The following is a 16163-nucleotide window of genomic DNA, read 5'->3' on the forward strand; positions in this document are numbered from 1 at the left end:
CATATTTGGAGGTGAACGATGTTCAAGGCGGCCATAATCGGAGCTGGAGCCATCAGCTCCTTGCATCTGCAGGCTCTGGCGGAAATGAACGAGATCGAGGCGGTTGCGATCGCCGACATCGACGAGGAGCGGGCCCGCAAGGCATCCGCTCAGCATCCTGTTCGAGCGTATGCCGATTATCGGCGCATGGTCGAGATCGAGCGGCCGGATATCGTGGTCATTACGCTGCCGCATCATTTGCATAAAGAGTGCGCGATCTGGTGCGCGCGCAGCGGCTGCCATATTTTGCTGGAAAAACCGATGGCCATCGACGTCGAGGCATGCGATGAAATCATAAAGACGGTAGGCGAAAGCCGGATCAAGCTCATGGTCGGCCACACCCAGCATTATTTTGCCGAAAATCGGATCGCCAAGGAAATCATTCAAAGCGGTCGGCTCGGCAAGCTGGTCATGATCAACGATGTGCGGCATGTCGATTATTATTCCCCGAACCGGCCGGCCTGGTTTTTCGAGAGCGCAAAATCGGGCGGCGGAATTGCGATGAACCTTGGATCGCATTCCATCGATAAAATTCAATGGCTGACGGACAGCAGAATCGTGCAGGTCAAAGCCTCGGTCAGCCATTACGGCGCCAAGGGAGACATTGAAGGCAGCGTGACGGCATGGGTCCAAACGGACCGAGGCGTGCCGTGTACGATCAGCCAAAGCGGATACGGCGGCGTGAACAGGGACGAAACGGAATTTGTGTTTACGGAAGGCATGCTGAAGCTGAGCACCGGAGCTGGGCTTTGGATCGGCCAATCCGGCGAATATCGGTCGGTAGAGGCGTCGCAGGAAGCCCCTCCGTTCGTCCTGCAATACCGCGACTTGCTCAGCAGCATCCGCACGGACGTCAATCCCGAATGCTCCGGAGAATACAGCCGCAGCGTCGTTGCTGCGGTGCAAGCGATCTATGCCTCGCATCGCAGCGGGCAGGAAGTAGTTGTCTTACATCAGCGGTAAGGGGGACTCAGCGTGCTTAACCGCGACTTGATCGCATATTTGCAGCCGTCGCCGAACCGGTTCAACGGGACGGAATGGCGCGACGTGACCGGCCGGATCACGGATATCGAAGCGGACGCCGATCGGCTCGTCCTAACAGTGTCATTGCCGCCGGGCCTCTATCGCTGCCGGCTGCAGACGCTGGACGGCGCCTTTGACATGAATACGGCGATGATTCCGATGGTGCGGGTGCCGGATGGGGCGCTTGAGCCCGTCGGGCCTTGGGATTTCGATCATCTGAGCGGCGTCATGGCCATGCCGATGGCCAGAACGTATGTGAACGGCAGACTGCTGGGCGGAATGTGGTTTGACATGCCCGGGCCGGAGGATATCGAAGCGAGCCGGCTGAATGCCGATTTTGGCTTCGAAGCCGACGCCGACGAAACCGAATTGAGGCTGGAGTTCGTCGAACGCGATCGCAGCCGGATCGACTGGCAGCGGATCAAGTTCATCGAAATCAAAACCGACGACCGCAAGCTGCACGAGCTGGCGCCGATAGGCAAAGGGCATCCGCGAGTCTATCTGAACGCGGATGAGGCGGAGCCGCTGCGCCGCCGGTTGGCCGGAGATCCCGCCTTCCAGGCGATCGTCGAGCGCATCAAAAGCGGCCCGCCGGGCAGCGTCGAGTTCGATCTCGTCTGCCTGGCGTACCTGGTGACGAGGGATCGGGAGATCGGCGCGTCCGTAAAATCGAAAGTCGATGAATTATGCCGGCTGGCGACCTGGTCGGGGAAAGCGGACCCGCTCGTCATGGGCGGAGAGAACGATCGCGGCATCGCCCTGAAGCTGTATGCGATCGGGCTTGCCTGGGATTGGTGCTCCGATTTGTTCGATGCGGCCGAGCAGACGCGCATGAAGGAAAAGGTCGGAACGTACATCCGGAAATTGTATGACTTTACCGTTCTGCAGCGGGCGTATATGGGCTGCCCGACGCCGGAGCCTCATTCGCTCGGCACATGGAACGGAACGGCGATCGCCTGCATGGCGTTTTATGACGATCTCGAGGCGGCACGCAAAGCCCTTCCGTTTTTTCACGGGCTGTTTGCCGAAAGCCTTCGCTTGTTCCCGCAGGACGGCAAAAACGTATGGGTCACCTACTTCCCCTTTCATCTGATTCGTTATCTGGCGGCGGCGCATACGTTTGGCGGACAGCGTCCCGAGCTGGACGAGAGTCCTTTTCTGGACCGGCTCGGCCACGCGATGCTGGCGTGCTTCAACGCGCCGAACAGCCAGGAATTGCAGCGGGGACTGCGTACGCGGGAGCATCGCTACCTGACGGCTTTTTTGACCCGGTTCCATCCGACGCCGGGCATCGATTCCATCTATCGAACCTTCGTGGATCAAGAGCGAAAAACGGCGGGAGACGTCGAGCTTGGATTATTCGACTTCTTGTTCGCTCCGCAGGGGCAAGGCGCGGCTGCGCCGTATCCGGAGCGGCCCTTCTTTGCGAAGGATATCGGCATGATTACGTTTGCGTCCGGCGGACGGATCGCCGGGGCGTTCACCGCCGGGCTTAAAGCGGGCCGCTCCGTCAGCTTCAACATCCAGACGCATAACCGCGAGTTCCCGCCGGCCATGGGCGGCATTCAGCTCAGCGCGGACGGTTCTCCCGTTTTGATCGACATCGGAACCTACGGCATAGACAGCTCCCTCTGCAATTCCATGTGCTTTGACGACGGGGGCTGCTACACGCAAGGGCAATACTTGAACGGAAATGTCGGACCGGAAAAAAGCTCGTATATTCGCCGCTGCCTGATCGGCGAACGATTCATCTACGCGCATGCCGTCATCACGAACGAGCTTCATCCCCGGCATGAGGTGAAGCAAGCCGAGCGGATCATCGTCGTGGATCAGCGCACCGGCGCCATCGTCCTGTCCGATTCGTTCGAGGGCCGCCGCCCCCTCCATTTCGCGACGCATTTGCATTGCTCGGGCGCCGCAACGGATCTCGGAGCGGGCCAGTATCGGCTTACAGGCGGCCAGGCCAACCTCATCGCAGGCATCAAGGATGGCGACAAAGGCTTGAGCGACGAAGAAAAGGGCGAAGTGTTCGTCAGCATTTTGGATGGACCGGACGACCGGCAAGTCAACATCGAGGAGCCGGCATGGCATCCGACCTATATCTACGGCTTGAACGGCAACGCCGGCGAGCAGGATATCAAGCACGGGCGCTTTCCGCGATACAAGCGCTGGCGTCTTGCCTATCCGTCGCAGGTCAAGCAAGGAGCGTTCCTCTTTGCCGTCACCGCGACCGCCGGTGAGGTCTCGATGCAGGAAGGCGTCATTTCATTTGAAGGCGGGGCAGAGCTGCAGTTCGGGAAGAAAGCGACGTCCATCCGGCTGCAAGGCTGCGAGATCGACGCCGAAGCGGTCCTATCGGACCCGGCGCATCGGCGATTGACGGCGCTCGGCTTGCGAGAGCTGCGAATGGGAGAACGCGCGGCTGTCTTCAGCTCGCCGGTGGATATCGAGCTGGAGCTCGTCGACAACGGGCTGCGGGGGACGATTTTTGCTTCAGCGAGCCATTGCCTGGAGTCGGCTGCAGGAATGGAAGCGAGCGAGTGGGAGCGCGATCCGTTGAACGCCCGCAGCCATCATTCCTGGCAGGCCCTCCTTCGGAGCGTCTGATCCTATCCGAGGATCAGACGGTCGGACAACTGCGGAATCATACATGCTCTGAAAATGGGAGAGATAAACGGTGCGAACTTTTAGAGCCGGACTCATCGGCTGCGGACAAAACGGGAGGATTCATACCGAATGCATCCGCCAGCTGGACGGTATGGATATGGTTGCATTTTGCGATGTGCATGTGGGCAACGCTCAGAAGTTGCTGGAGGAGTTCGGCGGGGACTATGCGACCGACGATGCGGAAAGGCTGTACGCCGACGAGACGATCGACGCGATTTATATCTCCACCATGCACAATACGCACGCCGATTATTGCATCCGGGCGTTGGAAGCGGGCAAGCATGTGATGGTGGAAAAACCGCTCGCCATGAATGTGGAAGACTGCTTGCGCATCGACGAAGCCGTCAAACGAAGCGGCAAAAAGGTGATGACGGCGTTCAAGATGCGCTATTACGATATGCTGTTGAAAGCGAAGGAACTGATTCCGGAGCCGCTGCTGGTCAGCATGCAGATGATGGACGACAAGTGGCCGGCAGGCATATGGGCCAACGATCCGACGTTCGGGGGCGGCAATGTGCTGTCGCAAGGCTGCCACTCGGCCGACATCATGAGGTTCATGGTCGGCAAGGACCCGATCGATGTCTACGCGGCCGGGGCGAATTATTACCAGCAAAATGCCCAAGTGGACAATATAGCCGCCATTTTCCGCTTCGACGACAATGTCGTCGGCAATTTGATTCAGGGCGATTGCAAATGTCCGCCCTTCACCAGCAAGTTTTTCATGCAGCTGTTCGCCGAGAACAAGACCGTTACGCTGTCCGATCGCTTGACGACGTTGATCTACAGCGAAGAAGGCAAGGAAACGATCTTGTATCGCGGCAAGGAAACCGGCATTCTCGAAGAGAATAAAGCGTTCATCGAAAGTTTGAGACAGAATGCGGAGCCGCCGATCAACCATATGGACGGCCTGTACGCGACGTTGATGATGCTGCAGGCGATAAAATCCGTGAAGAGCGGCAAGCCCGAGCCGATACGGTCTCTCATTCAAAGAGATCAACCCGTCCTGAGCTGATCGGATCTTCCGCATGCCGTCCGGGCGCGAAGGGAGCCTTGAGCCATGAGCAATTACGTCAAAATCAGCACGATCGGCAATCGTGAGTTCAACGTAGAGGAGCAGCTGGCGACGGAGGAAATGGTCGATCGCATGATGAAGCACCTGCAACAGAAGCTGAGCCAGGTGCTTCCCGATCAGCCTGATCTAATCGTTTTGCCTGAATTTTGCGACATTCCGTCCAATGTTTTCTTGTCGCCGGCCAAAACGCATGAATACTGCCGCGTTCGCGGAGATAAAATTCAGCGTCTCTTCTCCGAAATGGCGAGCGAGAACGGCTGCTATATCGCGTATCCGACCTTGAGGCTGCAGGAGGATCGGACCTGGCGAAACTCAATCGTCGTGCTGGATCGAAACGGCGAACCGATCGGCGAGTATGCGAAAAACCATCTGACGTTGGGAGAAATCGAGGATTACGGCGTCGTTTGCGGCACCGAGGCGCCGATCATCGCATGCGATTTCGGATGGGTCGCATGCGCGATTTGTTTTGATTTGAACTTTGACCGGCTGCGATTGCAATACGTCCAGTCAAAGCCCGATTTGATCCTTTTTTCCTCTCTGTATCATGGCGGAATCATGCAGCCTTACTGGGCTTATTCCTGCCGATCGCATTTTGTCGGCGCCATCGGAGGCGGCCTGCCAAGCGCGGTGCTGTCCCCGGTCGGCGAGGTGCTGGCATCCAGCACCAGCTATTTCGACTTCGCGACGACATCCGTCAATCTGGATTGCGCGGTCGTGCATCTCGATTACAATATGGAGCGTTTGCGGCAGCTCAAATCCAAATACGGATCAAAAGTGGCCATCGCGGATCCCGGGCATTTGGGCTCCGTTCTGATCTCCTGCGAGACGGATGAATGCACGATAGAAGACATCATCCAGGAATTCCAAATCGAACGCTTGGACGATTATTTGGAGCGGGTATCCGCAGGTCGGCGCGCCGAGTAGCGCAGAAAAGGGGCGTTGCGTCATGAAAGCCTTGCGAATCGGACTGGTGGATCCCGATACGTCTCACCCCGAAAGCTTCATCCCCATCCTGCGATCCCTCGGTCACGAGGTCGTCGGCGTATGCGACCATGGAGAGGTGAATCCAGCCGGCTATGCAGAAACATTCGCGTCCGATCACGGCATCGAGCGGGTCTATGCGTCCGTGGAGGAAATGGCCGAACAAGTCGATATGGCCTTTATTCATAGCTGCAACTGGGATGTTCATGTCGCGAGGGCGCTGCCTTTTGTCCACGCCCGCAAAGCTGTTTTTATCGACAAGCCGCTAGCGGGCAATGTCCGCGACCTGCTGCAAATCAAAGAATGGGCAAGCCGGGGGGCGGTCGTCACGGGCGGCTCCGCTTTGCGTTATGCGCCAGAAGTGCAGGCATTGAGGCGGCAAGCCGCGGCTCCGCATTCGTTCATCTACGCTCTTTCCGGCTGTGCCAACGACGAGTATTACTATGGCATTCATGCCTTTACGCTGCTGCACGGGCTTCTGGGGCCGGGCATTCGCAGCGTGCGCCATCTGGGGCATTCGGGACAGGATCAATATGAGCTGTCCTGGTCGGACGGGCGCCGGGGGATCGTCAGCGTAGGCGCGACGGAGAGCAGCCATCCGTTCTACGCCACGATGATTACGCAGTCCGGAGTGGAATTCATCACGGCTGACAGCAGCCGACTGTATCGGTCCTTGCTCGAGGCCGTCATGCCGTATTTTAGCGGCGAGGCCCCGGCGCCGGTCCAGCTCGAGGCCGTGATCGAGACCGAGCTGGCCGCGATCGCGGCCCGATTGTCCAAGGAGCGAGGCGGACAACCGGTGGAGCTGCCGAGCCTGACGCCGGATGCGAGCGGCTACGACGGCGCCGCATTCGCGCGAGCTTATCGCGAGCAGAAGCGGTTCTCTCTCTGACCAAGCCGCAGCCGTCAAGGAGGTTTAAGTTCGACATGAAAACGATGACGTTCGGCATTCTCGGCTGCGAGCATGCGCATATCGGAGTTTTTCTTGAGGAAATGCTGGCACTGGGCCATGTCTGCGCCGGCATCTATGACCCCCGCCATACCGCGCTCGCATCGCAGCTGGCCGCCCAGCATCAAGTGCCTCTGCTGAGCGAATGCGACAGGCTGCTGGCGGAGGAGGTGAAGCTGATCGGCACTTCGGCGATCCACAACGAAAAAATCGAAGTGATCGAGACATGCGAGCGTCACGGCAAGCCTGTCATGGTCGACAAGCCTGCGGTGACGGATCGAGAAGGGTATCGACGCTTGAAGGCGGTCATGGACCGGGGAGTCATTCAAGTCGGCATGCTGCTCACGGAACGATTCCAGCCGGCCATCCATGCCCTGAAGCAGCTCATCGATCGAGGGGATCTAGGGCAATTGGTGTCGATCGGAATCCGCAAGCCGCATCGGTTGAGCCCGGAGAGCCGCCCCCCGTGGTTTTTTTCCAAAACGCAGAGCGGCGGCATCATCGTGGATCTTCTCATCCACGATTTTGATCTGCTCCGCTGGCTGACGGGCAGCGAGATCCGCCATGCGGAAGGGGTTGCGGTCAAGCGCATCCTTCCGGAGCATCCGGATTTTTATGACGCGGCCTCCTTGCAGGTCCTCATGGACAATGGCCTGGTCGCTCAATTGTATGCCGATTGGCATACGCCCAGGCAGAGCTGGACGTGGGGGGACGGAAGGATATTCGTCGCGGGCACGCGCGGCTCGGCCGAATGCCGGCTGGCGGGAGATCCGCTGGCGATTGGCGCGCAGGCGGAGCCGCTGCTGCTGACGGCGACGCATACAGAGCCCTTCGTCCAAGCGCGGCTGGATTCTCCGCCGTCCATCACGGCAGATTTTCTGAAGCGCCTCGAGGGCGGAGACTCGATCCTGACAGGCGAGGACATCCTGGCCTCGGTCAAGGCGGCGATTGACGCGGACGAGCGGTCGCGCTTCATCGTCTCCGACCCGCTACTTCCGCTCTAGCACGGCATTCGCCAGAACCATGTCGCATTCATAGGTGGATCCTCCTAGATGAGGGGTCAGCACGACATTGGTTCTTTCCGCCAGATAGGCGGGCTGCACATCGTTTTCCCGCCAAAAGACATCGAGACCGGCGGCGCCGATCGTGCCGTTTTCCAGCGCTTCTTGAAAAGCCTGCTCCTCGATGATGCCGGCTCTTGCGGTATTGATCAGGATGCAGCCTTTTTTCATGCGCGCAAATTGCTCTTTCCCTAATGCGCCACGAGTCTGCTCGTTCAGCGGCAGGAGGATGCAGAAATAATCCGCCTGCGCGAGCATGTCCTCGACGGAGGCATAAGCGATGCCCAGCCTTTGCTCCTGCTCCGCCGGGAGGCGGCGGCAATCGTTGTACAGCCTGTTCATGCCGAAGCCGGATATCAATCCGGCCAATTCGATGCCGATCTTGCCCATGCCCCAAATCCCGATGGTTTTTTGCTGGAAATCCCATCCCGAGTAAGGGATTTTCAAGTCTTGACCGCTCCATTCGCCGTTGCGCACGGCCCGGTCCGCCGGCACGATATTTCGTGCCGCGGCCATCATCAAGGCCAGCGTATGCTCCGCTACGGTGCGCCACAAGCTGTGTGCCAGCGTCAGAGCAATTCCTTGCTCCTTCATCCAAGCGGCGGCCGAGCTGCTGCAGGAGTGGCAAGCGACAGCCTTGAGCCTGCTCGTCGATTCGCTGAACGCCCAATGATCGGGCACCGAATACACCAGCGCGGCGGACGCCTCCGGCAAGCGGCTGTCGTCGCTCGTGATTTCGTAATGCGCTTTCAATTGCTCCCATGCGAGAGGATGCAGGGAGACTTCGGCATAACAAATCGGCTTCGGCATGGAGAACCTCCTGAAAGAAAGTTAGGAATGGACCGGGGCATCGATGTGGAAGATGCCGATTTCATCATAATGATCCAATTTATAGTTGATCATGTCAAGACTGCGGGTCAAGGAATCGATCTGCTGCAGGACATGCTCTTTGTGCTTCTCCAGCATGATTTTCCTTTGCTCGCAGGTCGACGCCCCCTCCAGGCACAAGCCCATGAAGTCCTTGATCTCATTCAAAGGCATGCCGTTGTTTTTGAGGCAGCAGACGAGCTCCAGCCAGCAGATGTCCGTCTCGGAATATTGGCGAGTTCCGTAATCCGTCCTTTCCAGCAGCGGCATCAAGCCTTCTTTGTCATAGTAGCGAAGAGTAGAGACGGGCAGGCCGAGGCGTTCCGAGACTTGCTTGATCGTATAGTCCATGCAGATCTTCTCCTTTGGCAAGGTGGGTCAATCAAACGCTTGACCTGAAGTTAACTTTAGCCTTTATGCTCGTAAAGAACAACCCAACTAGGAGGAGTGAAGGCAATGAAATACAGAGCAATCGGCAAAAGCGGCCTCAAGGTAAGCGAGATCGGTCTTGGAAGCTGGCTGACATACGGATCGGTTACGGCCGAGGAAACCGCCAAGGCGTGCATTGATAAAGCCTACGAGCTAGGCATCAACTTTTTCGATACGTCCAATTCCTATGAGGGCGCGGAGGAAGTGCTGGGCCGGGCTTTGAAAGCCTATCGCCGCAGCACCTATGTGCTCGCGACGAAGGTGTTCTTCCCGCAGGGCCGAGGCCCCAACGAGCGCGGCCTGTCCCGCAAGCATATCATGGAGCAATGCGAGGCGAGCTTGAAGCGGCTGAACACCGATTACATCGATCTGTACCAGTGCCATCGCTTCGATGACACAACTCCGATCGAAGAGACGCTGCGGGCGCTGGACGATCTGACGGCTCAAGGCAAAATTTTGTACGCGGGCGTCAGCGAGTGGTCCGCCGAGCAAATCAAGAGCGCCGCTGCGATCGGAAAGCAGCTCAATCTGCGTCCTTTGATTTCCAACCAGCCGATCTACAACCTCTTCGAGCGCTATATCGAAAAAGAAGGCGTCATCCAGCAATGCGAGGAGGCAGGCTTGGGCCAAGTGGTCTTCTCGCCGCTCGCTCAAGGCGTCCTGACCGGCAAATATAAACCGGGCCAAGGCATTCCGCAAAACAGCCGCGCGGCCAACAACCAGACGAACGGCGTCATCAACAGCTACCTGCGCGAAGACGTGCTCGCTTGCACGGCCAAGCTGGAAGCTCTGGCGTCGGAGCTGGGAGCGAGCCTGTCCCAATTCTCCTTGGCGTGGGTATTGCGCCAGCCGAACGTAAGCTCGGCCATCAACGGCTCCAGCCGTCCTTCGCAGCTGGAAGAAAACATCAAGGCGCTCGATCTCGTCCTGACCGACGATGTGCTCCAGCGGACCGAGGAGATCTTGTCCGAGGTCAGCGGCTTTGCCCCGATGAGATAAGCATTCGTTCGACTATGGCTTCCCGTTGCTTCGGCAACGGGAAGCCATTTTTGCGTGCTGCGCAAGCAAGAGCCTCAATTTGCCTTTACGCTCGCCGGCATAAGCGTCTCCATTCGGATGCAAAATGAACAGGAAAGCCCGAATAGAAAGGGGATTCTTGCCATGACCACATTCCGAAAAAGCTCCGTGATCGCGCTCGCCGCGCTGCTGCTGCTGCCTTCCTGGGCCGGAGCGTCCGCGCCGCAAGCGCAGCAGCAGCGGGGCGGACAGCAAGCCGCGGCGCAAAGCCGCGTCGCCGTCGTCATCGACGACTTCGGCAACAAGATGAAGGGAACCGAGGAGATGTTCAAGCTGCCGGTGCCGGTGACGGCCGCCGTCATGCCGTTCATGCCGACTTCGCGCCAGGATGCCGAGCAGGCGCATAAGCTCGGCCTGGACGTCATCGTGCATATGCCGATGGAGCCGAACCAGGGCAAGCCGGAGTGGCTCGGACCCGGCGCGATCCGCGCCTCGATGAGCGATGCCGAGGTGAGGCAGGCGGTGGAGAAGGCGATTGCCGAGGTGCCCCATGCCGTCGGCATGAACAACCATATGGGCAGCAAAATAACCGCGGACGAGCGCATCATGCGCGTCGTGCTCGCGGTCTGCAAGGAGAAGGGATTGTTTTTCCTGGATAGCCGGACGACGTTCAAGACCGTCATCCCGCGTGTCGGCGCCGAGCTGGGCGTGCCGGTGCTGAGCAACGACATCTTCCTTGATGACGTCTATACCGCGAGCCATGTTTCCGGTCAGATCGTCAAGCTGCGGAAGCTCGCCCGCGAGAAAAACGACTGCATCACGATCGGACACGTCGGCGTGCCGGGGCTCATCACCTCCGCCGCCGTGCGCTCCGCCGCCGCATCGATGCCGCAGAGCCGATTCGTGCGGTTGACGGAGCTGCTGCCGGCCTCAGCGGAAGAGAAGCTTGTACTGCCGCACGCCTGAGGCGATCGCTTCGGCGATTTTCTGCTGGCCCTCCATCGAGGTCAGCATCGCCCGATCGTCCCCGTTGCTGATGAAGCCCATCTCGACGATGACGGCCGGCTGCTTGACCGTGTTGAGCAGATAAAACGGGCTGCCCGCGCGCGGCAGCTCCGCCGTAAGCTGCTGGCGGTTGAGCGCGTCCTGCACGCAGAGGGCGAGCAGCACGCTCTCGCCGCGATTTTTCTGATGCAGCACGACCGGACCGCGGGCCGCGCCGCGCTTGGACCAGTTCACATGCAGGCTGACCAGCATGCCGGTATGGATTTCTTCGGTCAGGCCGGTCCGCTGGGACAGGTCCTTCTGATGCCGCGACCGGCTGCCAAGCCAGCGGTTGTCGTCGCTGAGCGCGTAGTCGTCGACCCGGTTCAGCACGGCGCTGACGCCGAGCTGCTGCAGCCGCACAAGCAGCTTTTTGGCGACCGCCAGGTTGGTGTCCTTTTCCAGCACCTTCTCGTAAAAGGTGCCGCCGTCGATGCCGCCGTGGCCGGCGTCGATCAGCACCTCGGCATACGGAAGCGCGCCTTTGTAGCTGGGACCGCCGGCTTCTTCAAGAGGCGGCGCGAGATCCAGCGTCGGAGCGGCATAGGCGGACATGGGCGCAAGCAGCGCCAGGGCGACGGTCAGCGCGGCCGCCCGGCAGCGGGGAAGCTTCTTCTGCTTCATCCTCGATCCTCCATTCATGGAAAGCTTACGGATACTTTTCCACTCGAAGCCGGGCTCTATTCGCGTTTAGGAGCAGCCGGCGGCGGAAATACTATCTCCATGAACGAAGCGACGGAGGGATGAGGCATGGATTCGGAAGAATGGATCAAGGATATGACGGAGCGGTTCGTCCGCTATGTCGATACGCCCAGCCAAGTGCGCCGCCAGAAGCGGCGGGAGCGCAAGAGCAGCCGCGAGCCGTGGCTGACGCGCTGGTTCGGCATGTCGGGCATGGGCATCAGCATGTGGCTGCGCGGGCTGAAGCGCTAAGCGGTCGCAACATCGCCGACGGGATAAAAAGAGCCTGCCGCCGCAGCGTCGACCAGCGGCAAGTAGCGGATGCCGGCCGAGCCCGCCATGCGGAACGCGCCGAACGCCGGCGCGCCGCTCCAGCGGTGGAACCCGGCGGCTTGTCCGATGAACAGCGCTTTGCCGCCGTACGCTTCTGCGGCGTAATCGAGCGCGGTTCCGGCTTGCAGCCGCTGCAGCAGCTGCGCCTCGGTCGGCGCGGACAGCGGCCGCTGCAGCAGCCAGGAGAGACGCTGCAGCGGATCGTCGCCGGCGAACAGGCGATGGCTTGCCAAATGGACCGGCTTCGTTGCTGAAGCCGGTTTTTGGCTTGTCGCGGCATGGAGCGCGGCTGCTTGCCCGGAGGCCGGACGCGCAGCGTCGTTCGCCCAGCGGCTCCAATCGGCGTCCGAGATCGGCAGCAGCTCGCCGCTCGCCGCATCGGCGTAGCGGACGCGGCCTTGTCCGTCCTGAAGCCTCCAGACGGCGGCGAAAGGCGATGCATATCGCTTGCGCGCCGTGAAGTCCGCGAAGCTCTTTCCTTCCTTCTTCAGCCCCTGACGAAGCGCCGATTCGCGGAACAGCGGGCTTTCGCCGGCGCCGTATTCGCCCAGCTCGACGCTACCGTCTTCCTTGGCGTTCAGAATCATGTACCCGGCTTGCTCGCCGCTGTCCGCTGCGAATACGCCGGCAAGCCAGGCATGCGTGCCGGGACCGAGCGGCTCCAGACGGAGCTCGGCCGACTTCCAGGCGGCGAATTCGGGCAGGCGCGCCAGCTCGTCCCGCCAGCTCGCGGCTTGCGCCTGCAAGCGGGAGCGGAAGGCGTCCTCGGCGGGAGCCTTGTCCGAGCTCGCGTAGCGGGACGGCGCCTTGGACACGGCGAGAGAGAGCGGCGGCGCGGCTGCGGCAACGGCGGCGGCCGGCAGGGCGCCCAGCATCATGGCGAGCAAGGCGGCCGCGGCGGCGCGCAGCGAGGATTGGGCCATTACGATTGCCTCCTGTCGATTCGATTCTGCTTCAGTCTACCGCGGATAGCGGGCGAAGGCTGTTGCTTGCTGTCAGCTCCGCCGCGCCTGCGCCGGGGCTATTTGTGGCGGATGGACGGACATGCTGGCGAAAAGGCGCTCATTCGATCCCCTCGAGATGGAACAGGCCGCCGTTGATGGCGGATACCGTCACCCGCGGCTCGTACTGCCAGCGGATTTCCTGGCGCCTCGTCTCGAATTGGGCGGCGATCGCGTCCCGCTGCTCCTCCTCGGCCGACTCCAGCAGCCGGTCGTAGTAGTGGGCGAGGATGTCCAGCTCCTCCTGGAGCCTGCGGCTCGCGCCTTCCGCCCAGCTGAAGTCGGCGGCGCGCAGCTTCCGCTCGAGATGGCCCTCGATCAGCGACATCGCCCGCGCATGCGTGAGCCCGTTGCGGGCGGCATGCACGTTGGCGGGCAGCTTCGGCGTCAGCTTGAGGCCGGACAAGCGCTCATGGAAGTTTTCCTGGATGTTGCCCGTCGCCAGCGAGATGCCGTAGGAGTGGATCTCCTCGCGCTTCATGTCGCAGGCGAACTCGACGCGCAGGTTGACGCCGAGCCAGGCCGTGTAGGCGACCGACTCGAACGGATGGAGCGAGCGGCGCTCCGGCTCCTGGAACAGGCAGACATAGCTGCCGCCGCTGCGGGCGGCGGCGAACAGCTGGTCGAGCTTGCGCGAGCCGAAGTACAGGTCCTCGCGCGGCGTGCGGCCCTGGATCGAGCCGTGCACGAAGCCGATCGAGCGGGCGAGGGCGCTTTGCGCCGCCTGATCGAGCGAGCCGGGCTCGGCGGCGGCTTCCGCCTCGGCCTTGGCCTGGCGCAGCTGCTGCTCGTCGTAGCGCTTGCTGTCGGTGACGAACAGGTACGTCATCGTCTCGGGCTCGATGCCCGCCCGGTCGACGTAGCTCCAATAGTACGGGCGGTTCGTCAGCTCGCGGTCGGCGGCGGGGGAGAGCTTGACAGTCAGATGCATCGGCGACTTCTCGACGATGCGGGAGCCGGTCGCCTCGGCGTAGCGGGCGACGAAGCGCTGCACTTGCTTGTCGTTCATGGCGCATCGACCTCCACGGGCTGGGATATGCCGTCGAGCAGACGGTTCAGCGCCTGCTTGCGCTCGGCGCGGGAGAGCTTGCGGCCGTCTGCGCCGGCTGCGCCGGAGAGCCGGACCTTCGGCGAGGCGGCCGGCTGCTCGGCGAGGCTGCGCAGCGAGCGGCCGAGATGGTCGATGCCCTCGGCGAGCGCCTCCTCGTCCGGCGCCTCCAGCATGACGCGCGCGAGCCGCTGCTCCATCGACTCCTCCTGCTCGAACCGCTCGAGGATATGGTCGAGCTCGCCGATGACCGATTCGAACATGTCGATCTTTTCATGCAGCAGGTTCACGATATGCTCCTCGATCGTGCCGAGCGTGCACAGGTTGTATACCTGCACGTCCTCGGTCTGGCCGAGCCGGTGCACGCGGCCGATCCGCTGCTCGACGCGCATCGGATTCCACGGCAGGTCGAAGTTGATGATGCGGCTGCAAAACTGCAGGTTGATGCCCTCGCCGCCGGCTTCGGTCGCGATCATGACCTGGGCGCGGCCGCGGAACAGGTCCATCATCCAGTCCTTCTTGCCGCGTCCCATGCCTCCCCGGTACGGCACGGCGGTAATGTCTGAGCCTCGGAAAAACTGCAGCAGATATTCCTGCGTCGCGCGGTATTCGGTGAAGATGATGACCTTGCCGTCGCTCTCGCGCACGAGCTCCATCGCTTTTTCCGCCTTCGTGTTGGCCTTGATCCGCTTGATGACCTCGATCAGCTCCCAGATCTTGCCGCGCACGGGGGAGTCCTCCTCCGTCTTCTTGAACAGGTTGACGAGCGTCAGGAACACCGAGTCGCGGCTCGAGCACACCTCGCGCTGCAGCGTCACGAGCGAGAGCATGCTCGTCAGGCTGCCGCCGCTTTCCTCGTAGCGCTCCTTGACGAACGCGGTGACGGCCTCGTACAAGTCCATCTCTTCCTTGGACAGGCGCAGCGGCACGTTGCGCACGATCCGCTTCGTGAACTGCACGTCGCCGTCGCCGCGGCGGTTGCGGATCATGACCGAGGAGAGCGCCTCCTGCAGCTGATCCTCGTTTTTCGGCATCCGCTTGCCGACGACGAAGTTGGAGGCGAACTCGCCCTGCCCGCCGAGCTGGCCCGGCTTGAGCAGCGTGATGAGGTTGTACAGCTCGTCGAGATCGTTCTGCACCGGCGTCGCGGTGAGCAGCAGGCAATATTTTTTGCGCAGCTGGGTGATGAACTGGTAGTTGGTCGTCTTTTTGTTCTTGAGCTTATGCGCCTCGTCGATGATGAGCATGTCGTAGTCGGTGCCGAGCAGCAGGTCGCGATGCGGCTCGCGCTTGGCGGTGTCGATCGAGGCGACGACGACATCGTAGTTCCACGTATGCGCGCGCTTCTGGGCGACGGCGGTGATGCCGAACTTCGTATTCAGCTCCCGCACCCATTGCAGCACGAGCGAGGCGGGCACGAGGATGAGCGCCCGGCGCACGAGCCCCCGCACCATGTATTCCTTGAGCACGAGCCCGGCTTCGATCGTCTTGCCGAGGCCGACCTCGTCAGCCAGGATCGCCCGTCCGCCCATGTCGTGCAGCACCTTGACGGCCGTCTCGGTCTGATGCTTCATCGGCTCGAGGCCGTTCAGGAAGCGCAGGCATTGCAGCTCGTCGAAGCTTTCGATGCGCCGGGACTGCTCCGCCTCCATCGCCAGCTGGTACAGCGTCCAATCGTCCCACGGGCCGTTGCGGTCCACGCGGGCTTGCAGCTCCTCGAACCAGGATCGGTCCATCCTCAGGTCGACGAGCGGATGCAGCCGTCCCGATCCGCCTTCTTTGACGGTTCGCGTCATCTCTATCGGCCCCTCTCGTTGTCATATGCCATTCAGTATGCCCAGCGTCCGGGAGTTCAATAAGGGGAGGCGGAATCGGACATTTATCACATGTTGATCTAGATGTCGTAGGATATAATGGAGTAGACACTAGATATGGGAGATAGACCAGCGAA

At 60.9% G+C, this 16163-nt stretch carries 15 protein-coding genes; 9 read left to right on the plus strand and 6 right to left on the minus strand.

What is annotated here, in order from left to right:
- Nucleotides 1-18: 18 nt before the first annotated feature.
- The 6 genes from B8V81_RS18960 (at nucleotide 19) to B8V81_RS18985 (ending at nucleotide 7735) form a co-directional block, all read left to right on the plus strand.
- Nucleotides 19-1002, plus strand: a complete 984-nt coding sequence (locus B8V81_RS18960) for a Gfo/Idh/MocA family protein (RefSeq protein WP_028599581.1) — start codon at nucleotides 19-21, stop codon at nucleotides 1000-1002.
- A 12-nt stretch (nucleotides 1003-1014) separates the two neighbouring features.
- Entirely contained in the window at nucleotides 1015-3669 is a 2655-nt protein-coding gene (locus tag B8V81_RS18965; protein ID WP_127464333.1) for a hypothetical protein, read from the plus strand.
- A 70-nt stretch (nucleotides 3670-3739) separates the two neighbouring features.
- Entirely contained in the window at nucleotides 3740-4741 is a 1002-nt protein-coding gene (locus tag B8V81_RS18970) for a Gfo/Idh/MocA family protein (RefSeq protein WP_084137404.1), read from the plus strand.
- 45 nt (nucleotides 4742-4786) lie between these two features.
- Nucleotides 4787-5725, plus strand: a complete 939-nt coding sequence (locus B8V81_RS18975) for a carbon-nitrogen hydrolase family protein (RefSeq protein ID WP_052333393.1) — start codon at nucleotides 4787-4789, stop codon at nucleotides 5723-5725.
- A gap of 46 nt (nucleotides 5726-5771) precedes the next feature.
- Nucleotides 5772-6674, plus strand: coding sequence for a Gfo/Idh/MocA family protein (locus tag B8V81_RS18980; RefSeq protein WP_219623328.1), 903 nt, complete (start codon nucleotides 5772-5774; stop codon nucleotides 6672-6674).
- 35 nt (nucleotides 6675-6709) lie between these two features.
- Nucleotides 6710-7735 carry a Gfo/Idh/MocA family protein gene (locus B8V81_RS18985; protein WP_240479038.1) on the plus strand — a complete coding sequence of 342 codons (1026 nt, stop codon included), beginning with the start codon at nucleotides 6710-6712 and terminating at the stop codon, nucleotides 7733-7735.
- Here B8V81_RS18985 and B8V81_RS18990 read toward each other — a convergent pair.
- Both B8V81_RS18990 and B8V81_RS18995 read right to left on the minus strand, forming a co-directional pair.
- A complete protein-coding gene (locus tag B8V81_RS18990; RefSeq protein WP_101808971.1) occupies nucleotides 7721-8602 on the minus strand; it encodes a 2-hydroxyacid dehydrogenase in 882 nt (293 codons plus the stop codon). The two genes, B8V81_RS18985 and B8V81_RS18990, sit on opposite strands and share 15 nt — an antisense overlap.
- Nucleotides 8603-8623: 21 nt before the next feature.
- Nucleotides 8624-9010 carry a MerR family transcriptional regulator gene (locus B8V81_RS18995; protein WP_101808972.1) on the minus strand — a complete coding sequence of 129 codons (387 nt, stop codon included), beginning with the start codon at nucleotides 9008-9010 and terminating at the stop codon, nucleotides 8624-8626.
- Nucleotides 9011-9115: 105 nt separating this feature from the next.
- On the opposite strand from B8V81_RS18995, the gene B8V81_RS19000 reads away from it, so the two are divergent.
- Both B8V81_RS19000 and B8V81_RS19005 read left to right on the plus strand, forming a co-directional pair.
- Nucleotides 9116-10087: an aldo/keto reductase family protein gene (locus B8V81_RS19000; protein ID WP_028599587.1), complete on the plus strand. Its 972-nt coding sequence runs from the start codon at nucleotides 9116-9118 to the stop codon at nucleotides 10085-10087.
- A 162-nt stretch (nucleotides 10088-10249) separates the two neighbouring features.
- Complete coding sequence (locus B8V81_RS19005) at nucleotides 10250-11071, plus strand: divergent polysaccharide deacetylase family protein (RefSeq protein WP_043111531.1); 822 nt, start codon at nucleotides 10250-10252, stop codon at nucleotides 11069-11071.
- Here B8V81_RS19005 and B8V81_RS19010 read toward each other — a convergent pair.
- Entirely contained in the window at nucleotides 11036-11773 is a 738-nt protein-coding gene (locus B8V81_RS19010) for an N-acetylmuramoyl-L-alanine amidase family protein (protein WP_028599589.1), read from the minus strand. The genes B8V81_RS19005 and B8V81_RS19010 overlap by 36 nt on opposite strands.
- Nucleotides 11774-11899: 126 nt before the next feature.
- Between B8V81_RS19010 and B8V81_RS19015 the strand changes: the two genes are divergently transcribed.
- Entirely contained in the window at nucleotides 11900-12082 is a 183-nt protein-coding gene (locus B8V81_RS19015) for a YqzE family protein (protein ID WP_028599590.1), read from the plus strand.
- Here B8V81_RS19015 and B8V81_RS19020 read toward each other — a convergent pair.
- From B8V81_RS19020 to B8V81_RS19030, 3 genes are all read right to left on the minus strand, one after another.
- The gene (locus B8V81_RS19020; protein ID WP_101808973.1) at nucleotides 12079-13086 is read right to left on the minus strand and encodes a hypothetical protein; all 1008 of its coding nucleotides are present in this window, start codon (nucleotides 13084-13086) and stop codon (nucleotides 12079-12081) included. The genes B8V81_RS19015 and B8V81_RS19020 overlap by 4 nt on opposite strands.
- Before the next feature lie 139 nt (nucleotides 13087-13225).
- The gene (locus B8V81_RS19025) at nucleotides 13226-14173 is read right to left on the minus strand and encodes a YqhG family protein (protein ID WP_101808974.1); all 948 of its coding nucleotides are present in this window, start codon (nucleotides 14171-14173) and stop codon (nucleotides 13226-13228) included.
- Nucleotides 14170-16008 (minus strand): DEAD/DEAH box helicase, encoded by a 1839-nt coding sequence (locus tag B8V81_RS19030; protein WP_101808975.1) that lies wholly within the window; start codon nucleotides 16006-16008, stop codon nucleotides 14170-14172. The genes B8V81_RS19025 and B8V81_RS19030 overlap by 4 nt, the downstream gene beginning before the upstream one ends.
- Between the last annotated feature and the right edge of the window lie 155 nt (nucleotides 16009-16163).

This window comes from Paenibacillus pasadenensis (genome assembly GCF_002864175.1).
Taxonomy (GTDB): Bacteria; Bacillota; Bacilli; order Paenibacillales; family Paenibacillaceae; genus Paenibacillus_O; species Paenibacillus_O pasadenensis.